This window comes from Arthrobacter sp. Z5-13, from assembly GCF_056499105.1.
This window is the reverse complement of the sequence record NZ_CP096460.1, coordinates 611,023-631,338: the sequence shown is the minus strand read 5'-3', so window position 1 is coordinate 631,338 and position 20,316 is coordinate 611,023. Positions and strand designations below refer to the sequence as shown.

General features: G+C 62.3%; 19 protein-coding genes and 2 pseudogenes. 8 read left to right on the top strand and 13 right to left on the bottom strand.

Translation table 11 applies throughout. The annotated features are described in order from the left end of the window. Positions 1-128: 128 nt before the first annotated feature. From M1E02_RS02985 to M1E02_RS02975, 3 genes and pseudogenes are all read right to left on the bottom strand, one after another. Entirely contained in the window at positions 129-1,088 is a 960-nt protein-coding gene (locus tag M1E02_RS02985) for a 2-hydroxyacid dehydrogenase (protein ID WP_479376681.1), read from the bottom strand. Then, a complete protein-coding gene (locus tag M1E02_RS02980; RefSeq protein ID WP_479376680.1) occupies positions 1,085-2,284 on the bottom strand; it encodes a pyridoxal phosphate-dependent aminotransferase in 1,200 nt (399 codons plus the stop codon). The genes M1E02_RS02985 and M1E02_RS02980 overlap by 4 nt, the downstream gene beginning before the upstream one ends. Positions 2,285-2,297: 13 nt before the next feature. Continuing rightward, positions 2,298-2,480: pseudogene (locus tag M1E02_RS02975) on the bottom strand (hypothetical protein); the annotation flags it as partial. 380 nt (positions 2,481-2,860) lie between these two features. Between M1E02_RS02975 and katG the strand changes: the two are divergent. Both katG and M1E02_RS02965 read left to right on the top strand, forming a co-directional pair. Continuing rightward, the gene (gene katG, locus M1E02_RS02970; protein WP_479376679.1) at positions 2,861-5,155 is read left to right on the top strand and encodes a catalase/peroxidase HPI; all 2,295 of its coding nucleotides are present in this window, start codon (positions 2,861-2,863) and stop codon (positions 5,153-5,155) included. Positions 5,156-5,233: 78 nt separating this feature from the next. Then, positions 5,234-5,707, top strand: coding sequence for a GNAT family N-acetyltransferase (locus M1E02_RS02965; RefSeq protein ID WP_479376678.1), 474 nt, complete (start codon positions 5,234-5,236; stop codon positions 5,705-5,707). 177 nt (positions 5,708-5,884) lie between these two features. Here M1E02_RS02965 and M1E02_RS02960 read toward each other — a convergent pair. Then, a pseudogene (locus tag M1E02_RS02960) lies at positions 5,885-6,010 on the bottom strand (ABC transporter ATP-binding protein); the annotation flags it as partial. 156 nt (positions 6,011-6,166) lie between these two features. Here M1E02_RS02960 and M1E02_RS02955 point away from each other — a divergent pair. Together M1E02_RS02955 and M1E02_RS02950 are read left to right on the top strand one after the other, a co-directional pair. After that, positions 6,167-7,258, top strand: a complete 1,092-nt coding sequence (locus tag M1E02_RS02955; protein WP_479378043.1) for a type I restriction endonuclease — start codon at positions 6,167-6,169, stop codon at positions 7,256-7,258. Beyond that, positions 7,255-7,938, top strand: coding sequence for a hypothetical protein (locus M1E02_RS02950; RefSeq protein WP_479376677.1), 684 nt, complete (start codon positions 7,255-7,257; stop codon positions 7,936-7,938). Before M1E02_RS02955 ends, M1E02_RS02950 begins: the two co-directional genes overlap by 4 nt. 283 nt (positions 7,939-8,221) lie before the next feature. On the opposite strand, the gene M1E02_RS02945 is transcribed toward M1E02_RS02950, so the two are convergent. Further along, on the bottom strand, positions 8,222-10,210 hold the full coding sequence (locus tag M1E02_RS02945; RefSeq protein ID WP_479376676.1) for an ABC transporter ATP-binding protein: 1,989 nt from the start codon (positions 10,208-10,210) through the stop codon (positions 8,222-8,224). After that, positions 10,207-11,970, bottom strand: a complete 1,764-nt coding sequence (locus M1E02_RS02940; RefSeq protein ID WP_479376675.1) for an ABC transporter ATP-binding protein — start codon at positions 11,968-11,970, stop codon at positions 10,207-10,209. The genes M1E02_RS02945 and M1E02_RS02940 overlap by 4 nt, the downstream gene beginning before the upstream one ends. A 247-nt stretch (positions 11,971-12,217) precedes the next feature. Here M1E02_RS02940 and M1E02_RS02935 point away from each other — a divergent pair, with 247 nt between their 5' ends. Both M1E02_RS02935 and M1E02_RS02930 read left to right on the top strand, forming a co-directional pair. Next, the gene (locus tag M1E02_RS02935; RefSeq protein ID WP_479376674.1) at positions 12,218-12,649 is read left to right on the top strand and encodes a hypothetical protein; all 432 of its coding nucleotides are present in this window, start codon (positions 12,218-12,220) and stop codon (positions 12,647-12,649) included. Continuing rightward, entirely contained in the window at positions 12,636-13,058 is a 423-nt protein-coding gene (locus M1E02_RS02930) for a PadR family transcriptional regulator (protein WP_479376673.1), read from the top strand. The genes M1E02_RS02935 and M1E02_RS02930 overlap by 14 nt, the downstream gene beginning before the upstream one ends. Before the next feature lie 85 nt (positions 13,059-13,143). Here the strand turns inward: M1E02_RS02930 and M1E02_RS02925 are convergent, their stop codons facing one another. After that, entirely contained in the window at positions 13,144-14,022 is an 879-nt protein-coding gene (locus M1E02_RS02925; protein WP_479376672.1) for a serine hydrolase domain-containing protein, read from the bottom strand. Between the two features lie 52 nt (positions 14,023-14,074). Between M1E02_RS02925 and M1E02_RS02920 the strand changes: the two genes are divergently transcribed. Beyond that, on the top strand, positions 14,075-14,878 hold the full coding sequence (locus M1E02_RS02920; protein ID WP_479376671.1) for a TIGR02569 family protein: 804 nt from the start codon (positions 14,075-14,077) through the stop codon (positions 14,876-14,878). Here M1E02_RS02920 and M1E02_RS02915 read toward each other — a convergent pair. The 5 genes from M1E02_RS02915 to M1E02_RS02895 all read right to left on the bottom strand — a co-directional run bounded on the left by M1E02_RS02915 (position 14,865) and on the right by M1E02_RS02895 (position 18,381). Then, positions 14,865-15,530 (bottom strand): alpha/beta hydrolase, encoded by a 666-nt coding sequence (locus M1E02_RS02915; protein WP_479376670.1) that lies wholly within the window; start codon positions 15,528-15,530, stop codon positions 14,865-14,867. The genes M1E02_RS02920 and M1E02_RS02915 overlap by 14 nt on opposite strands. Positions 15,531-15,539: 9 nt before the next feature. Next, positions 15,540-16,043: an N-acetyltransferase family protein gene (locus tag M1E02_RS02910; protein WP_479376669.1), complete on the bottom strand. Its 504-nt coding sequence runs from the start codon at positions 16,041-16,043 to the stop codon at positions 15,540-15,542. A 41-nt stretch (positions 16,044-16,084) separates the two neighbouring features. Then, positions 16,085-16,618 (bottom strand): hypothetical protein, encoded by a 534-nt coding sequence (locus M1E02_RS02905; protein WP_479376668.1) that lies wholly within the window; start codon positions 16,616-16,618, stop codon positions 16,085-16,087. Between the two features lie 224 nt (positions 16,619-16,842). Beyond that, a complete protein-coding gene (locus M1E02_RS02900; protein WP_479376667.1) occupies positions 16,843-17,454 on the bottom strand; it encodes a VOC family protein in 612 nt (203 codons plus the stop codon). Between the two features lie 486 nt (positions 17,455-17,940). After that, positions 17,941-18,381 (bottom strand): MarR family winged helix-turn-helix transcriptional regulator, encoded by a 441-nt coding sequence (locus M1E02_RS02895; RefSeq protein WP_479376666.1) that lies wholly within the window; start codon positions 18,379-18,381, stop codon positions 17,941-17,943. 102 nt (positions 18,382-18,483) lie between these two features. Here M1E02_RS02895 and M1E02_RS02890 point away from each other — a divergent pair, with 102 nt between their 5' ends. Further along, complete coding sequence (locus tag M1E02_RS02890; protein ID WP_479376665.1) at positions 18,484-19,119, top strand: NAD(P)-dependent oxidoreductase; 636 nt, start codon at positions 18,484-18,486, stop codon at positions 19,117-19,119. A gap of 153 nt (positions 19,120-19,272) precedes the next feature. On the opposite strand, the gene M1E02_RS02885 is transcribed toward M1E02_RS02890, so the two are convergent. After that, positions 19,273-20,106 (bottom strand): hypothetical protein, encoded by an 834-nt coding sequence (locus M1E02_RS02885; RefSeq protein ID WP_479376664.1) that lies wholly within the window; start codon positions 20,104-20,106, stop codon positions 19,273-19,275. Positions 20,107-20,316 lie beyond the last annotated feature (210 nt).

Below are 20,316 nucleotides of genomic sequence, written 5' to 3'. Positions count from 1 at the left end.
CCGGTCAATGCTGCCGCCGGGACACGGAGACGGACGACGTCGGACGCTGAGTAGTCCCGGGTCGCATCCCTTTAGGACGGGGCTGGTATTCCGCCGGATTGTCGTCCCGTTCGTGGCGCCAGTCGCCTCTAATTGATCGGTGCGGGCGGTCGTTCGTCGCTGAGCACGGCGAGGGCGTTGTCGGCGGCAAGCATCGCCATTGCGGTTCGCGTCTCCACAGTGGCGGAGCCGAGGTGCGGCACGGGCACCACATTGTCGAGCTCGAGCAACCCCGGGTGCACGCTGGGCTCGTTTTCAAAAACGTCGAGCCCTGCGCCTGCGATCTGCCCGTCGCGAAGGGCTGAGGCGAGCGCTGCTTCGTCGACGATCGGTCCGCGCGCAGTGTTGACGAGGTACGCCGAAGCCTTCATGGCCGCGAGTTGTTCGGCGCCGATCAGATGATGCGTGGCCGGCCCGTAGGGGCAGTGCAAGGAGACGACGTCGGAGATGGCAAGCAACTCATCGAGCTCAACCCGGCGGGCGCCCAGCTCGGCTGCGATCCCGGCGTCGATCTCGCTGCGTGACTGGTAGACGATTTCCATCCCGAAGGCCTTGGCCCGGCGTGCGGTCGCCTGCCCGATGCCCCCCATGCCCACGACGCCGAGGGTCTTGCCTTGCAGGCTGCTGCCGAGCAGGAAGAACATGCCCCACTTCCAGGCCTGGCCGGAGCGGATGAGCCGTTCCCCCTCGCCCAGCCGGCGGGTTGCCATGAGGATGAGGCCAAATGCGATGTCGGCTGTGGCCGCCGTGAGCACGCCGGGGGTATTGGCGGCCACGATGCCCCGTTGAGTGCACGCCGGCACGTCGATGTTGTCATAGCCGACGGCGACGTTCGCCACCACTTTGAGCTGCGGGCCCGCGGCGTCGAGCAGTTCCGCGTCGATGCGTTCGGTGAGTAGGCTCACCACGGCATCGGCGCCGGCTACCCTGCGCAGGAGCTCCTCGCGGCCAATCGACTCCGGCCCTTGCCAGGCATCAACCTCGTGTTCGGCGCGCAGCTTCTCGAGTGCGGTTTCGGGGATACGTCCCGTGACGACGACCCGGCTCATGCCGTCTCGATCCACTCGCGCAGGCGTCCGAGGCCGTCGCGGATATCTGGCACTTCGATGCCCGAATAGGCGAGCCGGATGTACTGCCGCTCCTCGCCGGGCAGGCGTCGGCCGAAGTGCTCGCGTGTGCAGAAGGAGACGCCGGTTTTGTACAGGGCGTCAGTGGCGAAGTCGCCGACTGCCGTGTAGCCCATGCGTTTCATGACCTCGGTGACGTCGGGGAAAAGGTAGAACGTCGACTTCGGCACGGCGACGTGCATGCCGGGGATGTCGTTCACGATTTCGCATGCAGCATCCCGACGCTTCTGGAGTACGTCCAGCATCTGCTGCACGGGTTCCTGTGTGCCGCGGAGCGCTTCGATGCCGGCCCACTGCACGTAGTGCGTGGTGCACGACTCATCGTTGGTGTTGAGCGTACTGAGAACCTTGGCGATCTCGAGAGGGGCGACGGCGCAGCCCAGGCGGGAGCCGGTCATGGCGAACTTCTTGCTGAATGTGTAGAGGATGACGGTGCGCTCCAGCATGCCGGGAATCGATGCGATCGAGCTCGAAACCCCCTCATAGCGCGTCTCGAAGTAGGCCTCGTCGGAGAGCACCCAGAGGTCGTGCTCTATTGCGAGCTGTGCGACGGCCTCACGCTCGGCCGCCGTCGACTCGGCCGAGATGGGGTTCTGCAGGTCGTTGTAGATGATTGCGACCGTGTTGGGCGTGATCGAAGAGCGGATCTGCTCGAGGTCGATGGCGAAGCCCTGGCTCGTGGGCAGGTAACGGTAAGGCACGGCCGTGCCGCCAAGGTACTCGATCTGCGATTCGTAGATCGGGAAGCCGGGGTTCGGGTAGAGCACTTCCTGGCCGGGGTTCATGACCGCCTGCAGGAACTTCGTGATAACGGGTTTGCCGCCCGTCATCACCACCACGTTGTCAGGGGAGAACTCGATGCCCCGGCGGGCCCCGATATCTTCGGCCAGGGCCTCGCGCAACTGCGGGATGCCTGGGCCGGGGCAATAACCCGTGTAGCCGTCACCGATGGCCCGGTTCATCGCTTCAATAATGTGGGGGGCCGTCGGGATGTTGATGTCGCCGAGATGGAAGGGGTACACGAGGTTCCCCTTCGCCTTCCAGGCGGCGGCGGCTTGGGCGACGCTAAAGGCAGTTTCAGTGCCCAGGCGTTCGAGCCGGTTCGCGAGCTCCTGCATGGTGTGCTTCTCCTCATTGAGATGGTGATCGATCTTCTGCGGCTGCAGCCCGTGACGGCCACGTGGTCGTCACGGGAGTCGTTTCAGGGTCATTCCTTGCTTCGATAGGACAGGCCGGTCTTTTGTCGAGGGATACCTTGTGGCTTCCGTCGCCGTGCAGGGCAAGGCGGGCGGCGTTTATGGCTTTGACGGAAGCGGACCACACCGTCCTTACGACTTCTTCCGGTCCAGGTTGCGCCAAAGGACAACCGCGGCGTGGATCGCGGGATCGGTCTCTGCGAGCGAGCGGCTCAGAACATCGACCATCATTATTTCCCCCAAGCTATTGCCTGATATCCTCTTGATATATTAGTTATGATGACTCAAGTATGCTACTGGCTCTTGAGGGTGTCAACAGGTTTCGGCCGAACGTGCATGAGCATGTGGACCTGCTTCGTTCGGTAATCGACGGAGATGGGCCGTGGCCGCCGAGCAGCGTGGAACCGGCTCCCCTGCACTCGCTTGTCTATGGTCCAATGGGAAGGTTGAACCGGCTGCCGAGTCCGCTCCACGGCCTCGGTCGAATGGAAGGAAGCTATGACCGATCACCAGGAACATCCCCCGGTCCCCACTCCCGGAAGCGCCCAAGGCCTCGACAGCAAGGTTGGGGGTGGATGCCCGGTGGACCATGGCAGCGTGACCTCGCACGGCAGTGAGAGTGAGAACCCGGCGATCGACTCGCCGCAGCCCAAGGGGCACCGGCCGCGGACCGTCGCGGACTGGTGGCCGAACCAGCTGGACCTCTCCGTGCTTCACGCCCACCATCCCAAGGGCAACCCGCTCGGCTCCACGTACAGCTACCGCGAGGAGTTCCCGAAGCTCGACGTCGAGGCGCTCAAGCAGGACATCACCGAGGTCCTGACCACCTCCCAGGACTGGTGGCCCGCGGACTTCGGCCACTACGGCGGCCTCATGATCCGTCTGAGCTGGCATGCGGCCGGCACCTACCGTGTCCATGACGGCCGCGGCGGGGCCGGGGACGGCAGCCAGCGGTTCGCGCCGCTCAACAGCTGGCCGGACAATGCGAACCTGGACAAGGCCCGGCGGCTGCTGTGGCCGGTGAAGCAGAAGTACGGCCAGAAGCTTTCCTGGGCCGACCTGCTGGTCCTCGCCGGAAACGTGGCACTCGAGTCCATGGGCTTCAAGACCTTCGGCTTCGCTTTCGGCCGCGAGGACGTGTGGGAGCCCGAGGAGATTTTCTGGGGGCCGGAGGACGCATGGCTCGGCGATGAGCGCTACATCGGTGAAGGCCAGATGGCGGAGGACGTGGGTGCCACGGAGATGGGCCTGATCTACGTCAACCCGGAGGGGCCGATGGGCAATCCGGATCCCAAACTCGCGGCAGCATTCATCCGCGAGACGTTCAAGCGCATGGCGATGAACGACGAAGAAACGTTCGCGCTGATCGCCGGCGGGCACACCTTCGGCAAGACCCACGGCGCCGCCGACGCCGATGCGCACGTTGGCCCCGAGCCGGAGGCCGCGAACCTGGAGGAGCAGGGCCTCGGCTGGATCAGCACGCACGGCAGCGGCAAGGGCCCGGATACCATCACCTCCGGCCTCGAAGTCACCTGGACGGACCGGCCCACCCAGTGGAGCAGCCGCTTCCTGGAGATCCTGTTCGAAAACGAGTGGGAGCTTGTCAAGAGCCCGGCGGGCGCGCACCAGTGGGTTGCCAAGGATGCCCCGGAGATCATCCCGGACGCACATGACCCGGAGAAGAAGCACCGGCCCACCATGCTGACAACAGACCTGTCGCTGCGATTCGATCCGGCCTATGAGGAGATCGGGCGGCGCTTCCTGGCGAACCCGGATGAGTTCCAGCTCGCCTTCGCCAAGGCCTGGTACAAGCTGCTGCACCGCGACATGGGCCCCGTCGGGCCGCACATGCTCGGACCGTGGGTCCCGGAGGCCCAGCTCTGGCAGGACCCTGTCCCGGAGGTAGACCACCAGCTGATCGACGAGCAGGACATCGCATCGCTCAAGGCCCAGCTGCTGGGCTCCGGCCTCTCAGTCTCGCAGCTGGCCGGTACTGCCTGGGCCGCCGCGTCCACCTACCGCAAGACCGACAGGCGCGGCGGCGCCAACGGTGCGCGGATCCGGCTGGAGCCCCAGCGGAGCTGGGAAATCAACGAAACCGAACAGCTTTCGACGGCGGTGCAGGCGCTTGAGACGGTGCAGCAGCAGTTCAACTCCGCCCAGGCCAACGGCAAGAAGGTCTCGCTGGCAGACCTGATCGTCCTCGGCGGCTGCGCGGCGGTGGAGAAAGCCGCAAGCGACGCCGGTTTCGCCGTCACCGTGCCGTTCCGTCCCGGCCGGACCGACGCCGCGCAGGACCAGACCGACGTCGAGTCCTTCCAGTACCTGAAGCCGCGGGCGGACGGGTTCCGCAACTATGTGCGCCCTGGCGAGAAACTCCAGCCGGAGACCCTCCTGCTGGACAAGGCGTACCTGCTGGACCTCTCCGCGCCGGAGATGACGGTGCTCGTCGGCGGCATGCGCGCCCTGGAAACGAACGTGGGCGGTTCCACCCACGGTGTCCTCACCGACCGGCCCCAGGTGCTGACGAACGACTTCTTCGTCAACCTGCTCTCCCCGGGGACCAAGTGGAAGGCCTCGGAGGGTGAGGAGAACGTCTTCGAGATCAGCGATGCCGGCACCGGGGAGCTGAAATGGACCGCAACGCCCGTGGACCTGATCTTCGGTTCAAACTCCCAGCTCCGGGCACTGGCTGAGGTCTACGCGAGCGAGGACGGCCGGGAGAAGTTCGTCAACGACTTCGTGGCCGCCTGGGTGAAGGTCATGGAGCTGGACCGCTTCGACCTGCGCTGACGGATGCGTCCGGGCCGGCTGTTCTTGCAGCCGGCCCGGGGCACGAACAATCACTTTGGAGCGGGTAAATTTGAGGCGATGATTGAGATTGACCGGGACGACCCCGCACGCGCCGATGTTCACCGGCTCCTGAGCGAGCACTTGGCAGACATGTTCGCCACCTCGCCTGCCGAAAGCGTTCACGCCTTGGACCACTCCGCGCTGTCCGGGCCGTCGATTACTTTTTGGACGGCACGCGAGGAAGGGAATCTGCTGGGGTGCGGCGCGCTGAAGCTCCTAGATTCGGCGCCCGACTCAGCCACACACGGCGAGATAAAGTCGATGCGCACCACAGCAACGGCAAGGGGTCGCGGCGTGGCCACGCTCATGCTCCGGCACATCCTCGACAACGCCCGGACCCGCAACCTCGAGCGCGTCCTTCTGGAGACCGGCAGCGAGGAGTACTTCGCTCCCGCGCGACGCCTGTATGCCCGCCACGGCTTCACCGAGTGCCCGCCCTTTGCGGACTACGTCCTTGATCCCAACAGTGTTTTCATGGAGCTTCGGCTTTAAGGAAAGGGCAGGCCGCTGCTCAGATCGCAGCCGGACGGCATTAGTGATTTCTGCACAGCCGCCTGCACATCTGTCTGAATTGACAGGCGGGAAACTGACGTTCAGCAATCATTTCTATCAGGTATGACTATCTCTTCGACGAGTGCCCGTTTGTCTCGGATGCTGCGGCCAACTCCGTATCCGCCGCGTATCAATCTCATAGAACCGCATCATCACGTTCACCAGCGTGCCAGCGCCGGTCGGCCCCACGATCGCCACCGTCTGCCCCGGCTCCGCCACGAGATTAGAACAGGAGATGTGTGGCACGAAGCCGAGATGCCAGCCATCACGGCGACGATTCCAAACTCTCGAATCCAAGTTGCACTCGGATTGATTTACCAATTTGAGTCCGGTGATTCCCTCAAATTTGTCCTAGTGCTGGGTTACGGTTGGCAACACAACATTTTTCAAAGGGGACAAATGGAATTTGCAGAAAAACTCTCGGCTTTGGCAGCAAAAGTGCGCCAGCAGCGCGGAGTGATTCAAACCGAAGAGGCAACAAAGAATGCCTTTGTCATGCCCTTCATCTCAACGATTCTTGGCTATGACGTCTTCAATCCAATGGAAGTCGTTCCAGAATTCATCGCGGACGTGGGCTTGAAGAAGGGCGAGAAGATCGACTACGCCATCGTCAAGGACGGCGAGGTGCAAATCCTGATCGAGTGCAAGAAGTCATCAGAGCCGGTGAAAATCGAGCATGCCTCCCAGCTCTTCCGGTACTTCGCTGTGACGAACGCTCGAATCGCCATCCTCACCAACGGCGAGGTGTACCAATTCTTTACTGACCTCGATGCCCCCAACCGCATGGACGCCAAGCCATTCTTGGTTCTGGATTTGAACGATATCGACGAGTCGCTCATCCCTGAACTCCAGAAGCTGTCTAAGGATGTTTTTGACCTTGACTCGATCATCAGTGCCGCTGGCGAACTGAAGTACATCGGCGAACTGAAGCGAACTCTCGCCGCTCAGTTTAAGGAACCAGAGGACGAATGGGTGAAGTTTCTAACCGGCCGCGTTTATCCCGGCCCTTACACCCAGAAGGTTCGAGAACAGTTCACGGCACTGGTGACCAAAGCTTCCAAACAGTTCCTCAACGACCAGGTGAACGAGCGGCTCAAGAAGGCCCTCGGCGCTCCAGGCTTCCCGCAGGCTGAAGACTCCGCGGCAGCCGCAAGCGTTACAAGTGCCCCGGTGGCGGACGCGGACTTGGCCGAGGCGGATGGTCTTGCAACAACGCTGGAGGAAATCGAGGGATACCAGATCGTTCGCGCCATCGTTTGCAGCGAGGTCAAGCCCGCGCGGGTAGTCCAGCGTGACGCCAAGTCTTACTTCGCTGTGCTGCTCGACGACAACAATCGCAAGCCGATCGCCCGCCTGCATTTCAACCGTACACAGAAGTACCTCGGGATATTCGACGCTGACAAAGAAGAAACCCGTGTCCCCATCAGCTCGCTTGAGGAGATCTACGAACACACCGAAGCGCTCCGCGCGAGTGTCAAGAGCTACCTGTGACGGCCTCGCCCCTGACGGACATCGAGCGTGTTATTTTCGCCATTAACCTGATTCCCAAGCCATGGCCCAAGTGGCCCGGCGGTTACCCGGACAGGTTGGACCTTGCCTTGGTAGACGCCGTCATGTCTATCCGGTTTCGTTACGGTAGGGAACGAGCAGACGGAACGTGGACGGGAGCCCGGGGCGCCGTGCTGAGATATGCGAAGCACACACAACACATCAACGCTCTCGAGAGAATGAACTATCTGGCGCATCAAGAACCCTTAGCGCTCGAACAAATACTGAATAGGCAGAAAGTACATGCCGGCAAGACCAAGGCCTTTGCAATCATCGAGGCAGCAAAACGATTCACGGATGTTGGCATAACCGAACCGACTCATCTCGACCCCACAGACGCTGATCACCGGGAACAGTACATAGGAGTGTCGGGTCTGGGCCCTGTGACGTGGGAATACTTCACCATGCTCCTACGCCATGAAGGGGTGAAGGCAGATACATGGATCACTGCGTTCGTGAGGACAGCAGTCGGACGGCGCGTAACGTCTGAGGAGGCCGGAGGTCTCGTGAAGGAAGCCGCCATCGTGCTCGGTGTAAGTCAAAAAGACCTGGATCACGGTATCTGGAGCTATGCCAGAACGACGAGGCTGAAAGGCATGCCGCCCATCCCCGAGGATCTGTAGGCGCGGATCGTGGCGGTCATAACACCGGCCAGACGTACGAAGGAGACATGGAGATGAGCAAAAGAGTGCTGGTCATCGGCTTGGCGGGCACGCTTCTTCTTGTGTTTGCACTTCCCTACATCTTGGCGAGGTTGGGCGGTGCGCCAAACGGGACTGAAACGTTGACTCTCGTTGTCCTGTTTTGGGTCGTCATTTGGACGATAAGTCGGATCCGTTCCCGGCATCGCCCGTTGGATGGCTAGCTGGCTGGGGAGCCGAACGAACCTGTGAGGGATGCCAGCCCCTAAACCTCCGCCACAGGAGCCGCGAACTGCGCCTCATACAGCCGCGCATAAGCCCCGCCCGCCTCCAACAAGGAAGCGTGCGTCCCCTGCTCCACAATCTGACCGGCCTCCATCACCAGGATGAGGTCGGCGTCACGGATCGTTGAAAGCCGGTGCGCAATCACAAAGGAAGTCCGGTCGGACCTCAAAGCACTCATTGCCTTCTGCACCAGCACCTCAGTGCGGGTGTCCACGGAAGAGGTTGCCTCATCCAGGATCAGCACCGACGGCCGGGACAGGAACGCCCGGGCAATCGTCAGCAGTTGCTTCTCCCCCGCCGACACGTTGGAACCCTCGTCGTCCAGCACGGTGTCGTACCCCTCCGGCAGTGACCGCACAAACCTGTCCACGTAGGTCGCCTGCGCCGCCTCCAGGATCTCCGCCTCCGAAGCCTCCGGCCGGCCATACGCAATGTTGTCCCGGATCGTCCCGCCGAACAACCAGGTATCCTGCAGCACCATCCCCATCCGCGAGCGCAACTCGTGCCGCGTCATCGAGGTGACATCCACGCCGTCGAGCGTTATCCGCCCCGCATCAATCTCATAGAACCGCATCATCAGGTTCACCAGCGTCGTCTTGCCCGCCCCGGTCGGCCCCACAATGGCCACCGTCTGCCCCGGCTCCGCCACCAAAGAAAGCGAAGAGATCAGCGGCTTCTCAGGCGAGTAGGAGAAGGAGACTTCCTCAAACTCAAGCCGCCCGCGTTTGCCATCCGGCGTCGCAGCGTCAGCAGGATCAGGCGACTGCTCGTCCTCATCCAACAACGAGAACACCCGCTCGGCCGAAGCTACCCCGGACTGCAGCAGGTTGGCCATCGACCCCAGCTGCGCCAGCGGCATGGTGAACTGTCGCGAGTACTGGATGAACGCTTGCACATCACCAAGCTGCATCGCACCGGACGCCACCTGCAGCCCGCCCACCACAGCAATCCCCACATACACAAGGTTCCCGATGAACGTCATGGCCGGCATGATGAGGCCGCTGATGAACTGCGCCCCGAAGCTCGCCTGGTACAGCTCCACGTTCTTCTGCCGGAACCGCTCGTCCACCTCGCGCTGCCGCCCGAACACCTTCACCAGCGCATGCCCGGTGTACGTCTCCTCGATCTGCCCGTTCAGCTCGCCCGTGTTCTTCCACTGCGCCACGAACAGCTTCTGCGACCGCTTCGCAATGAGCGCCGTGATCCCCAGCGTCAGCGGCACCGTCACCAGCGCAATCACCGCGAGCGTGGGCGACAGCAGCACCATCATCACCAGCACGCCCACCACCGTCAGCAGGGACGTGACCACCTGGCTGATCGATTGCTGCAGGCTCTGGGAGATATTGTCGACGTCGTTGGTCACCCGGCTCAGCAGCTCACCGCGCTGGATGGAATCGAAATACCGCAGCGGGAGGCGGTGGATCTTCGCCTCGATCTGCTCGCGGAGCCGGTACACCGTCCGCTGCACGACGCCGTTGAGGATGTACGCCTGCGCCCAGCCAAACGCCGAGGCCAGCACATACAGCGCCAGCGCCCACAGCAGCACGGTGGACAGCGCCTGGAAATCAATGCCGACGCCGGGCGTCAGCGGCATCGCGCTGAGCATGTCGGCCTGCTGGTTCTGGCCGGAAGCGCGCAGTCCCGCGATGACGTCGGCCTTGCTGGCGCCGGCGGGAAGATCCTTGGAAACGACGCCGGCGAAGATCAGGTTGGTGCCCTCGCCCAGCAGCCTCGGACCGATTACCGAGAACGCGACGCCGACGACGGACAGCACCAGAACCAGCACCAGCCAGAGCCGCTCCGGTCGCAGCGTCCCCAGCAGCCGCTTGGCCGAGGGCCAGAAGTTCATGGGCTTCTCGGCAGGGACGTTCATCCCAGCGAAGGGTCCGCCGCGGCCGGGACCTCCCGCCGGACGGGGTATGCGGGTGGGGCTGGACGTGGCCGCCGCCGGGGTTCCGGCGCCGCTCATGCCGCGTCCTCCACTGCCAGCTGCGAGTTCACAATCTCCTGGTATGTCTCCGAGGTCTCCAGCAGCTCGTCGTGCGTTCCCTGCCCAACGATCCTGCCGTCGTCGAGCACCAGGATCTGGTCGGCGTCGACGATGCTGGAAACCCGCTGGGCGATGATCACCAGGGTGGCGCCGGAGGTGTTGTGCTTGAGCGCCTGCCGGAGCCGGGCATCGGTGGCGGTGTCCAGCGAGGAGAAGGAGTCGTCAAAGATGTAGAGCTCGGGCCGCTTCACCAGCGCGCGGGCGATGGCGAGCCGCTGCCGCTGACCTCCGGAAACATTGGTGCCGCCCTGGGAGATGTCCGCGTCCAGGCCACCCTCCATCTCCCGGACGAAGTCCTGCGCCTGGGCGGTGGCGAGCGCCTGCCACAGTTCGTCCTCCGTGGCGTCGGGCTTTCCGTACAAGAGGTTGCTGCGCACCGTTCCGGAGAATAGGTAAGGCTTCTGCGGGACCAGTCCGATGTGGCCCCAGAGCAGGTCCGGGTGCAGCTCGCGGACGTCGACGCCGTCGATCCTCACCGAACCGCTCGTCGCATCGAAGAGCCGGGGCATGAGGTTCACCAGTGTGGTTTTGCCGGCGCCGGTGCTGCCGATGATCGCCGTCGTCTGCCCCGCCCGGGCAGTGAAACTGATGCCGCTCAGGACGGGCTGCTCGGCACCCGGGTAGGCGAATCCGACGTCGCGCATTTCCAGCTCGCCGCGGCGCTTGCCGTTGGAAGAAACAGCACCGGAGCTGTCAGGAAAGCCAACCGGGTTCAAGGGAGGCCGCACGCTCGATTCCGTCGTCAGCACCTCGCCGATTCGGTCCGCGGACACTGCGGCGCGCGGGATCATGGCTGCCATGAACGTGGCCATCATGACGGACATGAGGATCTGCATGAGGTAGCTGAGGAAGGCGATCAGTGTGCCCACCTGCATGGAGCCGTCGTCGATCCGGAATGCGCCGAACCAGATCACGGCAACGCTGGAGACGTTCAGGACCAGCATCACCACGGGGAACATGAGTGCCATAAGGCGTCCGGCGTGCAGGGCGGTATCGGTAACGTCGTCGTTGGCCCGGGCGAAGCGGGCGTTCTCGATGTCCTCCCGGACGAAGGCGCGGACCACGCGGATGCCGGTGAGCTGTTCGCGCAACACCCGGTTGACGGCGTCGATCCGCACCTGCATTTTGCGGAACAGTGGAATCATCCGGCTGACAATCAACCCCACGCCGACCAGCAGCACGGGCACGCTCACCGCGATCAGCCACGACAGCTGCACGTCCTGCCGCACCGCCATGATCACGCCGCCGATGCTGAGCATGGGCGCCGTGACCATAAGGGTGGCCGACATCAGCACCAGCTGCTGGACCTGCTGGACGTCGTTGGTGGAGCGGGTGATGAGGCTCGGCGCCCCGAACCGCGTGACCTCCTGCTCGGAGAACTCCCCCACCCTGGTGAAGATCGCCCCGCGGAGATCGCGTCCCACACCCATTGCCGCCTTTGCGCCGAAGTACACGGCCGTCACCGCGCAGACGATCTGGAGCAGGGTAATCAGCAGCATGATGCTGCCGGTGCCCAGGATGTAGTTGATGTCCCCCTTCGCCACGCCCTGATCGATGATGTCGGCATTCAGGGTAGGCAGGTACAGGGACGCGATGGACTGCGCCAGCTGGAAGACGACGACGGCGAGCAGCAACCGCCGGTGAGGCTTCAGGTATTCAACGAGCAACTTCCAGAGCATGCACGGCTCCAACTCACGCGAAGAGATTCGGAGTTCAGTTTACGACCGGATTCCTGAGGGAGAGCTGCGGTTTCGCGGTGAGCAGAGGTGCTGTCCAGGCTGCGCGGCGATTTCGGACGATCGCACCCATGACCACGCTAGCGAATGTCCGAATACGCCGCGGAAACAAGGAGTTGGAGCTGGAACTGGAGCTGGACCAACGTGACCGCCTTAGGTACTATACCTATAGTCTACTAAGGAGCTTGGAATGGGGAACCGACCCGATGGCGTCATGCCGATCACGAATCAACGACTCGCCCGCCACATGGGAACCCTGGTGGTCGGCGTACTGGTTGTACAGGGATATACCGCCTTCGTGACGGACGGACGAGTCACAGCCGGCACCGCACTGTTGCTGGCCGGAGTGGCGCTCTACATGGTGGTGTTCACGGTGAGGAATGCGAGGGCATTGCGCCAACGCGCGTACGGGACCTACTTCGCACACGCTGTCGCCTACCTGATCATCAACGGCAGTTTCTGGCTGCACGCGTGGATCCTGATGCTCAGTGGAAGGAATGAACTGCTGCAGCAGGGGTGGTCAGGTCCTCTGGTGTCTATGAGCGTGCTGTGGGGCGCCGGGCTCCTGGCCCACACAATCGGCGCCATGCTCAGCAGGGGCTATGAACATGTCGAGGTCTGAATCGGGGATCGGGCCTGACCTTGGGCTGTCCGACTATGAGCGCAAAGTCCTCGCCGCGTGGACCGACACCCATAAAAAGGGCACCCTGATGCTCTTCATCCTGCTGGCCCTATCCGAAGAACCGCGGTGGTCCGGACAGATCCGCGGCTTCATCACCGACCTGAGCGAAGGCTATCTGGCGGTGGACGAACAGAGCCTGCATCGGGCCCTGCGGCGTGTGGAAGGTCTGAACCTCATCACCCACAGCCAGGAATCAGTGGCGGGTACCGGTGCCAAGCGCAAAATCTACGAGCTCACCGTCTCCGGGGAGCGGGTGCTGGCGAGCTACCTCCAGGGGCCCATGGCGTACGTGAACACGAAGCTTTTCCGAGAAACAACCGCTGCTGCCCGTCACATCCAACCGGGCTGATTGCCGCGCTGGCTCACCGTTGCCCAAGCCGCATTTGCACAGTGTGTGAGTTCGAGGGGCTTAATGCTTTCGTGTATTTCCACATTCACCCGCCGATAAGTGCCAGGTGAGCGAGTTCAGTCAGGCGCCAGTCGCGTGACTCTTCGTGCGCGGTGATGGTGATTACTGCGTTTTGGGCGTCGTCGATGACCACATACTGCCCGTATCTTCCGTCGAGCCGCCAACAATTGCCCGGCCCGTTCCACGCAGCGAGGCCGTAACCTTCCGAAGGCGGGCTACCGCCGGTTTCCACCCACGAGGTGTGCATCCGGTCTACCCATGCTGAATCGACGAGCTGCTTGTCCTCCCAGCGGCCGCGGTCGCGAAGCAGGCGGCCGATCCGTGCGAGCTCCTCTGTGCGCAGTTCCAGTCCGCTCCCGCCGATAATCCAGCCCAGGGGGCACCGGTGCCATTGCGGGTTGTGGATGCCCAGCGGGTCGAACAGGCGCGGCATGAGCCAGTCACGAACATCGCCGACGACGGCGCCGAGCATACGCATCGCTACATACGTGCTCGCGTCGGTGTACTGGAATTTTGAACCGGGGCCGGACGTGGGCCTCCTGAGCATCTCCTGGGCCAGGTCTGGCCATGACACCGGTTGGTCGCCGAACCATGCGAAGTCGATCCCGCTCGACATCGACAGCAAATGCCTAATCGTCACTGTCTCTACTCCGGCCCCAAGTTCCATTGTGGGGAGCAGTTCCGGCACTGTTGACTCGAGCGACAGAATGCCCTCGTCGATTGCCATCCCAATTGCGAGGGCGCATACGCCCTTAGACACTGAGTAGATATTCTCCCGGTCGTCGCTGCGCCATCGATGCTGCACGGCATCATCGCCCATCAGGACATGAACGCCGTAGGCGCCGAGTTTCTCTTCGTTGACGGCGTTGACGAAGCGTTCAAGTACAGACGTGGCACTAGACATTCATACAGTCTCCCTCAGTCACAGCCTTCTCCCCCGCAGGCATACTTGACGCATGGCTGAAACCAGCGCGCCGTCACCAATGCCCCCGCACACGGTCTTCGAGGCGTTCGGCGCAATTGAGGCACCGGAACGGTTAGACGGCGGCCGGGGGCTGACCTGGCGATCGGGACAGGTGGTGGTGAGGCCAACGGCCGGCTCTGAGGAGGCCAGCTGGAAGTCCGAGGTGTTGGCAACGATCCGCACCGAAGGTTTCACCGTCCCGCGGCCGATTCCCGACAATCAAGGCAACTGGGTCCACGATGGCTGGCAGGCCAGCGAGTGGATTCCTGGTGCCGCGGACGAGACCCGTGTCCCCGACATTGTGCGCGCGGGACAAGCCTTTCACCGTGCAATCGCCGGGATCCCGCGCCCGTCCTTCATCGCGGCGTCCAACGATCCATGGAGCAAGGCCGATCGGATTGCCTGGGGCGAGGCGGCCCCGCCTGCCGATGAGCTTCTGGAACTGCTGGTGGCGGAGTACCGTCCCGTCGATACTCCTTCCCAGGTCATCCACGGTGATCTGCTCGGGAACGTTCTGTTTGCACAAGGGCGTCCGCCGGCGATTATTGACTGGGCACCATACTGGCGGCCGCCCGGGTTCGGCGCGGCGATAGCTGTGGTCGACGCTGCGTGTTGGCATGGGTACCCACACGATGGGCTGACTGATGACCACAGTGTTCCGGAGTGGCGCCAGCTGCTGCTAAGAGCACTGGTGTTCCGAATCGCGACTCTCCACCTTCTCGGGCGCTGGGACGATTCCCAGGTTGAAAGACATTCGCCAGTCGCGGTCGCGGTCATCACGCTCAAGGAGCGCTGATTCCCAGGATCCCTGCAGCGAGCTCTGCCGGCCGGCTAAGAAATGGTGAATGGCTTGAATCCAAGCTGATCGTCGTGGTGCACCGTGTGGCCATGCGTTCCTGAAGGGCCGGGCTGATTGCTTTGTCGTGCCGACAGACGATGTAGGTGCTCTCGATGTTCTGCCAGGCAATGCGATTGGGCACCCCGCGGCCGTGACCGGGCTGTTGCGGCACTAGGAGCGCCGTGGCCCATCTACTGTCAGCCTCAGTGCAATCGGCATACAAAATCTCACGGGCCCGCCCCGGCTGGATGCTGGTTGTCCCGTCGTCGTTGTGTTGCAAAGCTTCGTTGACCAGAGCGTCAACGCCTCCCAGCAGCGCACCGCTTTCACCCGCTGCCGGTACAAAAGCCGCAACGTAGATCAGATGCCTGAGGCGCTCCAGGCCGGTGATGACAGATCCGCCGTACGAGTGCCCCAACACGACTGGCGGCACCCGGCATTGATCCACGACCCTCTGCACTGCAGCTGTGTCAGCAGCAACGGACCCCCGGTGCAGCGGGGGAACATGGACAGTGACTCCAAGCCCGCGCAGGCTGTCCGCCAACCGGTCAAAGTGCGCCGGCTGATGCCACAGGCCATGCACGAGTACTACCTCAGCATGCTGTTTCATCCACCCAGCCTAGGGATGCGCAGCTTGAATCCGGACCATTCGAACTGCCCGGACGCCGTCTTCGGTTTTCACCGCCCCGTCAAGGACAAATCCGTTCTTTCGGTAAAAGGTCTGAGCCCGTGGGTTCGGATCGGCAACCCAAAGGGCAGCAGGCCCAGCGCTGTCGATTACTGCATTGAGTAGCGCCGTCCCCACGCCTAAACCGTGCAGCGCAGCGTATGCGTAGAGCAAGTGCAACTGCTGCGGCCGGGCATCCCCGAGGGCAGGGCCTGACATCGCGATGCCTACCAGACGGCCTTCGTACGACGCCACGGCTACCGTGTTGAAGCTGTACTTTGGATCGGTCAGAGCCGCTGCCCAGAATGCCTCGCGCTGTCTCAGGAGCTCGGGATCGTCCAGCACGGCATCGCTCATCAACCCCCGGTACGTCTCGCGCCAAGTGTCCACGTGAACTCTCGCCATAGCTGACGCGTCCGAGGGTCTAGCGCGGCGCACCTCAAAATTTCTCGTCATTGCTCAACGGTACTTTCGCTGGCTGAAGCACCCGGCTGTCTTCATTCGGTAGTCGCCCTAAAGGCGAATTCGTCCGAAATTATCCGCGCTGTTTCGGCTGCGGATAAATTCGTGTTGTCAATTTTGAGGTAGTTGTCTTTGATAAAAGAGTCGCCGTCGAAATTCATCTTGTATTTCCCGTCGTCGTCCAACAAGCGTTTCCTGGAACTCTCTATGTCCCGCTTGGACGCCTTGTGCGACAACCTGAATTCAGTTTCGTTCCGGCGCAGCCGCTCCTCCAAGTCTGCCTGGAGCTCAACGAAGTACACGCCTGCACCTTTGTTCCTGAAGATGTCGCAAATCCGCTCCACGTACTCCCGTTCAGCCTCGTGCTCCACAGCCCAAACGAAGGTGAAGATAAGCCCAGGCAAATCGCTTGTGGCAACTTCCTCGAACACGCGTTGGCGGAACTCGGACACCAAAGCTTCGAACTTGGGCTCCCCAAAATTGAAGAAGTTCAGTACCAGTTCAATTGTCATGTGATTATGGAAAAGCCTGTAGCCGGTGATTTTCGAAAGCTCGTGACCGACAGTCATTTTGCCAACCGCAGGGGGCCCAAATATGACAACGAATTTCACGAATCTCCTTTAGACCTGTCCCTGTACAGCGGCAGATTGCAGGAAGCTCGGCGGCCGCCTCCACGTATGGACGTCACCCGGGAATCGAAGGAGTGGCTCCATCAGAAGACCCTAACGGAATCGGTGGGAGCCTCAAAATGGTGCCGCCAGGCCTCCGCCATACCTAGTGCTGCGGGATTGGCTCACATCGACACAGCCTCCCACGCGAATCCGTCAGGGTCTGTGAACGGGCCGGCGTTGCTGCTGATCGCGATGCGGTGTGATCCGGCGCCGTCGGGAGAGACACCGGCGTCCTTGGCTAGGGCTCGTCGCCCATAGAGCCCCAGCTGGACAGGACTCGACGGCATGGCGAACTCGACGTACTTGCCGAAGCTCTTCCCGACGGCGAGGCCCCGGTCCAGGTAGAACTTCTTGGTCGCGCCAACGTCAGTGGCAGCCACAAGGAGCACGATCTTGTCGACCTCCCGGGTAGCCGGGCCGGTGTCCTTCTTCGCCGACGTCGCGACCTTCCAGATGGCGCCATCGGGAGCCTGTACAACCCCGCCGTAGCCCCAAAGCGACTTGCTGACAGGCTTCAGTGTTGCGGCGCCGGCAGCCACAGCCGAGTCAATCAGGCTGCTGACCGTGGACGGCTGCGACACGATGAGCGACAGTGTGTACCCGCGGAACCCGGTGGTGCCGGCATCCGAGGCCCGCACGCGCAACCGCTCGCCTAACCCCAAGGCGGCGTCGTAGAAGGCGGTGGCGGCGGCCGGGTCAGATACTTCGAGGGTGACGGATTCGATGGAGGTCATGTCAGGTCCTTTGGCGAGTAGGTGGGTGATGCTTTTGACTCTAGGCACCGGCCTCCCCTGGCTGCTTCTCCAAAACTGCTCGCTCCGACGCTAGTCAATCCGAACCTGCCCGATCCGAACCTCGTCGAAGGCACCGGGTGGCGGTGGAGCGGATGCTGGAGGCTGGCGCTTTACGGGGGGGTCCCCTGTTGTTGGAACCCAAGTGAGATGGGTCCAGCGGTTATTTTGTGCGTGATGGCGGGGTTTCGCCACGGTCCCGCCAGGGCAAGGACTCGACGGATTTCTCTGCTGGTTTGAAGCGCCGCCGTGCTGACCTCTGGGCCAGTGAGAGTGCAGTTGCCAGTGCGCGACAGATGTCGCTCACTTGTCTTTTGGCGTCCGCGGGGAACCCTAAGTGGGCTGCTGTTGGGTGGAACGGCGGGAAGCGACATTGGGGAGACCATTACGCGACTGCTCGATGTACATTCAGGTCGAGGGTGGCTGCGCTCATCCACCGTCAACGGCGTAGAAGTCGGCGGCGGCATCGAGATAGCGACTCACAACTTCCAGTTCAGCAGGCGTGAACTGCCGGCTCATCTGATCGAACTGCTCATCGCTGCGGCCGTACAGGACACGGAGTGGGGCGATTGCATTCGGAACCAACTCGAGCACTGTCCGGCGGCGGTCTCCTGGGTCGGAGGTTCGCCGCACATAACCGGCTGCCTCGAGTCGGTCGATAAGCTTGGTCACCGTGCTGGGAGGAGTCCCCGTGGCCATACTGATCTGACGCGGGGAGCGCACGTCGTCGCGCAGGACCAGTAGGTGCAGCACCTGCAGGTCGGTCACCATCAGGCCATGGTCGCGCGCCACCCGGTCGTTGCTGAGGACCGCGTGGACCAGCTGCCGTTGCATCGCTGCGCGCACCGACGCGACCTGTTCCTCAGCCATCGATCTCCGAGCCTCCTGCTAGAGTTACTTCCGAATCGGAACCATACGCTTTCAGTACTATATGTCCCAGTGTAGCGATCGCATCGCAGGAAAGAAGGAAACATGCGGATCCTCGTAGCCGGGGCGTCAGGTGCCGTGGGCGGAAACGTTGTGAAGCAGGCGCTGGAACGAGGGCACGAGGTGGTTGCGATCGCACGCAACCCCGACCAGCTCAACGTCGAGCACTCAAGGCTCATGAAACGCCCAGCAAACATACTCGACCTCGCGACGGTCCGACCGCTGCTCGATGGGGTCGATGCCGTCGTGAGCACTGTGGGCATCGGCGCATCGAGGACACCGACCCGCTTGTACTCGGCGGGCACCAGAAACCTCATCACGTGCATGAACGAGCACAGAGTTCCGCGGATCGTGGTCATCTCCTCAGAGGTCGCTGATCATTGGGCGCACCAGGGCCCGCTCAAGCTCTGGATCGTGCTCCCGTTACTGCAGAAGTTTCTCGGTGCGACCTATGACGACATGCGCCGCATGGACATTGTCCTATGGGAGAGCGAGGCGCAATGGACTGCCATCCGAGCCCCGCGCATTCGGTCTGCAGAGGGCAAAGGCCGCTATCGCCTGAGCGACGAGGGCCCACTGAAGGGAGGCTGGGCGATCACGGCGGCCGACATGGCGACCGCGATGCTCGACATCGCCGTCCGCAACGACCTGAATCGCACGCACGTCAGTGTCGCCAACTGACCAGATGCTCAAGGAAGAAAGGAAGAATGGGCGCAGCGGAAACGGTAATACTGGACACGGACTTGAACCGGTGTGACTCAAGCGGAAACCAGGCGTCCAGCGGATCAGATTTGCCTCTCAACCTGGGTTCGGCCCGATTCGGACGGTTACAGTTCAACGAGGCGCTGCGGCATTCCTGCGTACGGGAGACTTGGCTCGTAGTTCGACGATCCGTTCAACATCGGATCCATCAGCGAGACTGCCTTCAACCGAGAGCAATGACAGCAGCTGCAGCGGACGGTTCGCTTCTGCGGCGGCCTGCATTTTGTGGTGGCCATCGAGTAGAAAATGAGTAATACCCCAGTGGGCGTAGTAGTCCGTGCCGTTGTCCATGGCCGGCTGACAAACGTCAAGAATCGACACAGCCACGGCCGTGAGCTCAGACGAGCCCAAAAGTTTTTGGGCGTACGCCTCCACCCGACCGGCGTCATTCCAAGTAGGAGGGACCATCGGGACGACGAACTCGAATGCGTGCCCCGACGGATCGACCGGTGCTTGCCACGTACGGTAGTACGGCGTTTGCGGATACTCGGGGAGACCCCAGAATTCTGACACGCCCCAGGTATCGACTTGTTCCTCGCTGAAATAGTCTCCTTTAAGGCCCGGATAGACCAACTCGGGCTGCACTCTTAGAAGCATAGGAACGTAGGATCCACCCGGCAGCAGTGCAGTGAATGCATCGAGCACACCGTCGTCAATTCTGTCGATGCCCGAGGTCAGGATCTGCTGCATTTCTGGAAGCGATAATATCTCGTTTGCACCTTCCAGACGTTTGAACAGCAGCGGGCAGGATCCACACCACCAAGAGAGTTCAAACGCGGGGTCTGACCCATGCCACAGCAGCCGTCGTCCGGCCCCCTGGCCATCCGATCGTTTTTCCTCACCGAACCTCAGCACTGAAGATTCAGACTCACTGACGAGCCGCGTCGTACCGGTTTCCAACAACATGATCGGCAGTCTAGCCTCCATACACCTCGAGACAGCCGAACGCGATGTTCCGCTAAGCTGCCTGTCTTCCCAATGCTCAAACTGCCTGAGCCGTGGCAGCATGTCCTCAGGTCGATTGCCTTGTTGATTCACATAGGAGCATCCAGGAGCGAGTACTCCGGGTTTACGGGATTCGTCGCCACAGTCCGGCCCAAACCCGCAGGCCATTAG

Bases quoted from the DNA above. Each gene is read 5' to 3' on its own strand.
- M1E02_RS02985 (WP_479376681.1), bottom strand. From the start codon at position 1,088: ATGAGCCGGGTCGTCGTCACGGGACGTATCCCCGAAACCGCACTCGAG.
- M1E02_RS02980 (WP_479376680.1), bottom strand. From the start codon at position 2,284: ATGCAGGAGCTCGCGAACCGGCTCGAACGCCTGGGCACTGAAACTGCC.
- katG (WP_479376679.1), top strand. From the start codon at position 2,861: ATGACCGATCACCAGGAACATCCCCCGGTCCCCACTCCCGGAAGCGCC.
- M1E02_RS02965 (WP_479376678.1), top strand. From the start codon at position 5,234: ATGATTGAGATTGACCGGGACGACCCCGCACGCGCCGATGTTCACCGG.
- M1E02_RS02955 (WP_479378043.1), top strand. From the start codon at position 6,167: ATGGAATTTGCAGAAAAACTCTCGGCTTTGGCAGCAAAAGTGCGCCAG.
- M1E02_RS02945 (WP_479376676.1), bottom strand. From the start codon at position 10,210: ATGAGCGGCGCCGGAACCCCGGCGGCGGCCACGTCCAGCCCCACCCGC.
- M1E02_RS02940 (WP_479376675.1), bottom strand. From the start codon at position 11,970: ATGCTCTGGAAGTTGCTCGTTGAATACCTGAAGCCTCACCGGCGGTTG.
- M1E02_RS02935 (WP_479376674.1), top strand. From the start codon at position 12,218: ATGGGGAACCGACCCGATGGCGTCATGCCGATCACGAATCAACGACTC.
- M1E02_RS02930 (WP_479376673.1), top strand. From the start codon at position 12,636: ATGTCGAGGTCTGAATCGGGGATCGGGCCTGACCTTGGGCTGTCCGAC.
- M1E02_RS02925 (WP_479376672.1), bottom strand. From the start codon at position 14,022: ATGTCTAGTGCCACGTCTGTACTTGAACGCTTCGTCAACGCCGTCAAC.
- M1E02_RS02920 (WP_479376671.1), top strand. From the start codon at position 14,075: ATGGCTGAAACCAGCGCGCCGTCACCAATGCCCCCGCACACGGTCTTC.
- M1E02_RS02915 (WP_479376670.1), bottom strand. From the start codon at position 15,530: ATGAAACAGCATGCTGAGGTAGTACTCGTGCATGGCCTGTGGCATCAG.
- M1E02_RS02910 (WP_479376669.1), bottom strand. From the start codon at position 16,043: ATGACGAGAAATTTTGAGGTGCGCCGCGCTAGACCCTCGGACGCGTCA.
- M1E02_RS02905 (WP_479376668.1), bottom strand. From the start codon at position 16,618: ATGACTGTCGGTCACGAGCTTTCGAAAATCACCGGCTACAGGCTTTTC.
- M1E02_RS02900 (WP_479376667.1), bottom strand. From the start codon at position 17,454: ATGACCTCCATCGAATCCGTCACCCTCGAAGTATCTGACCCGGCCGCC.
- M1E02_RS02895 (WP_479376666.1), bottom strand. From the start codon at position 18,381: ATGGCTGAGGAACAGGTCGCGTCGGTGCGCGCAGCGATGCAACGGCAG.
- M1E02_RS02890 (WP_479376665.1), top strand. From the start codon at position 18,484: ATGCGGATCCTCGTAGCCGGGGCGTCAGGTGCCGTGGGCGGAAACGTT.
- M1E02_RS02885 (WP_479376664.1), bottom strand. From the start codon at position 20,106: ATGTTGTTGGAAACCGGTACGACGCGGCTCGTCAGTGAGTCTGAATCT.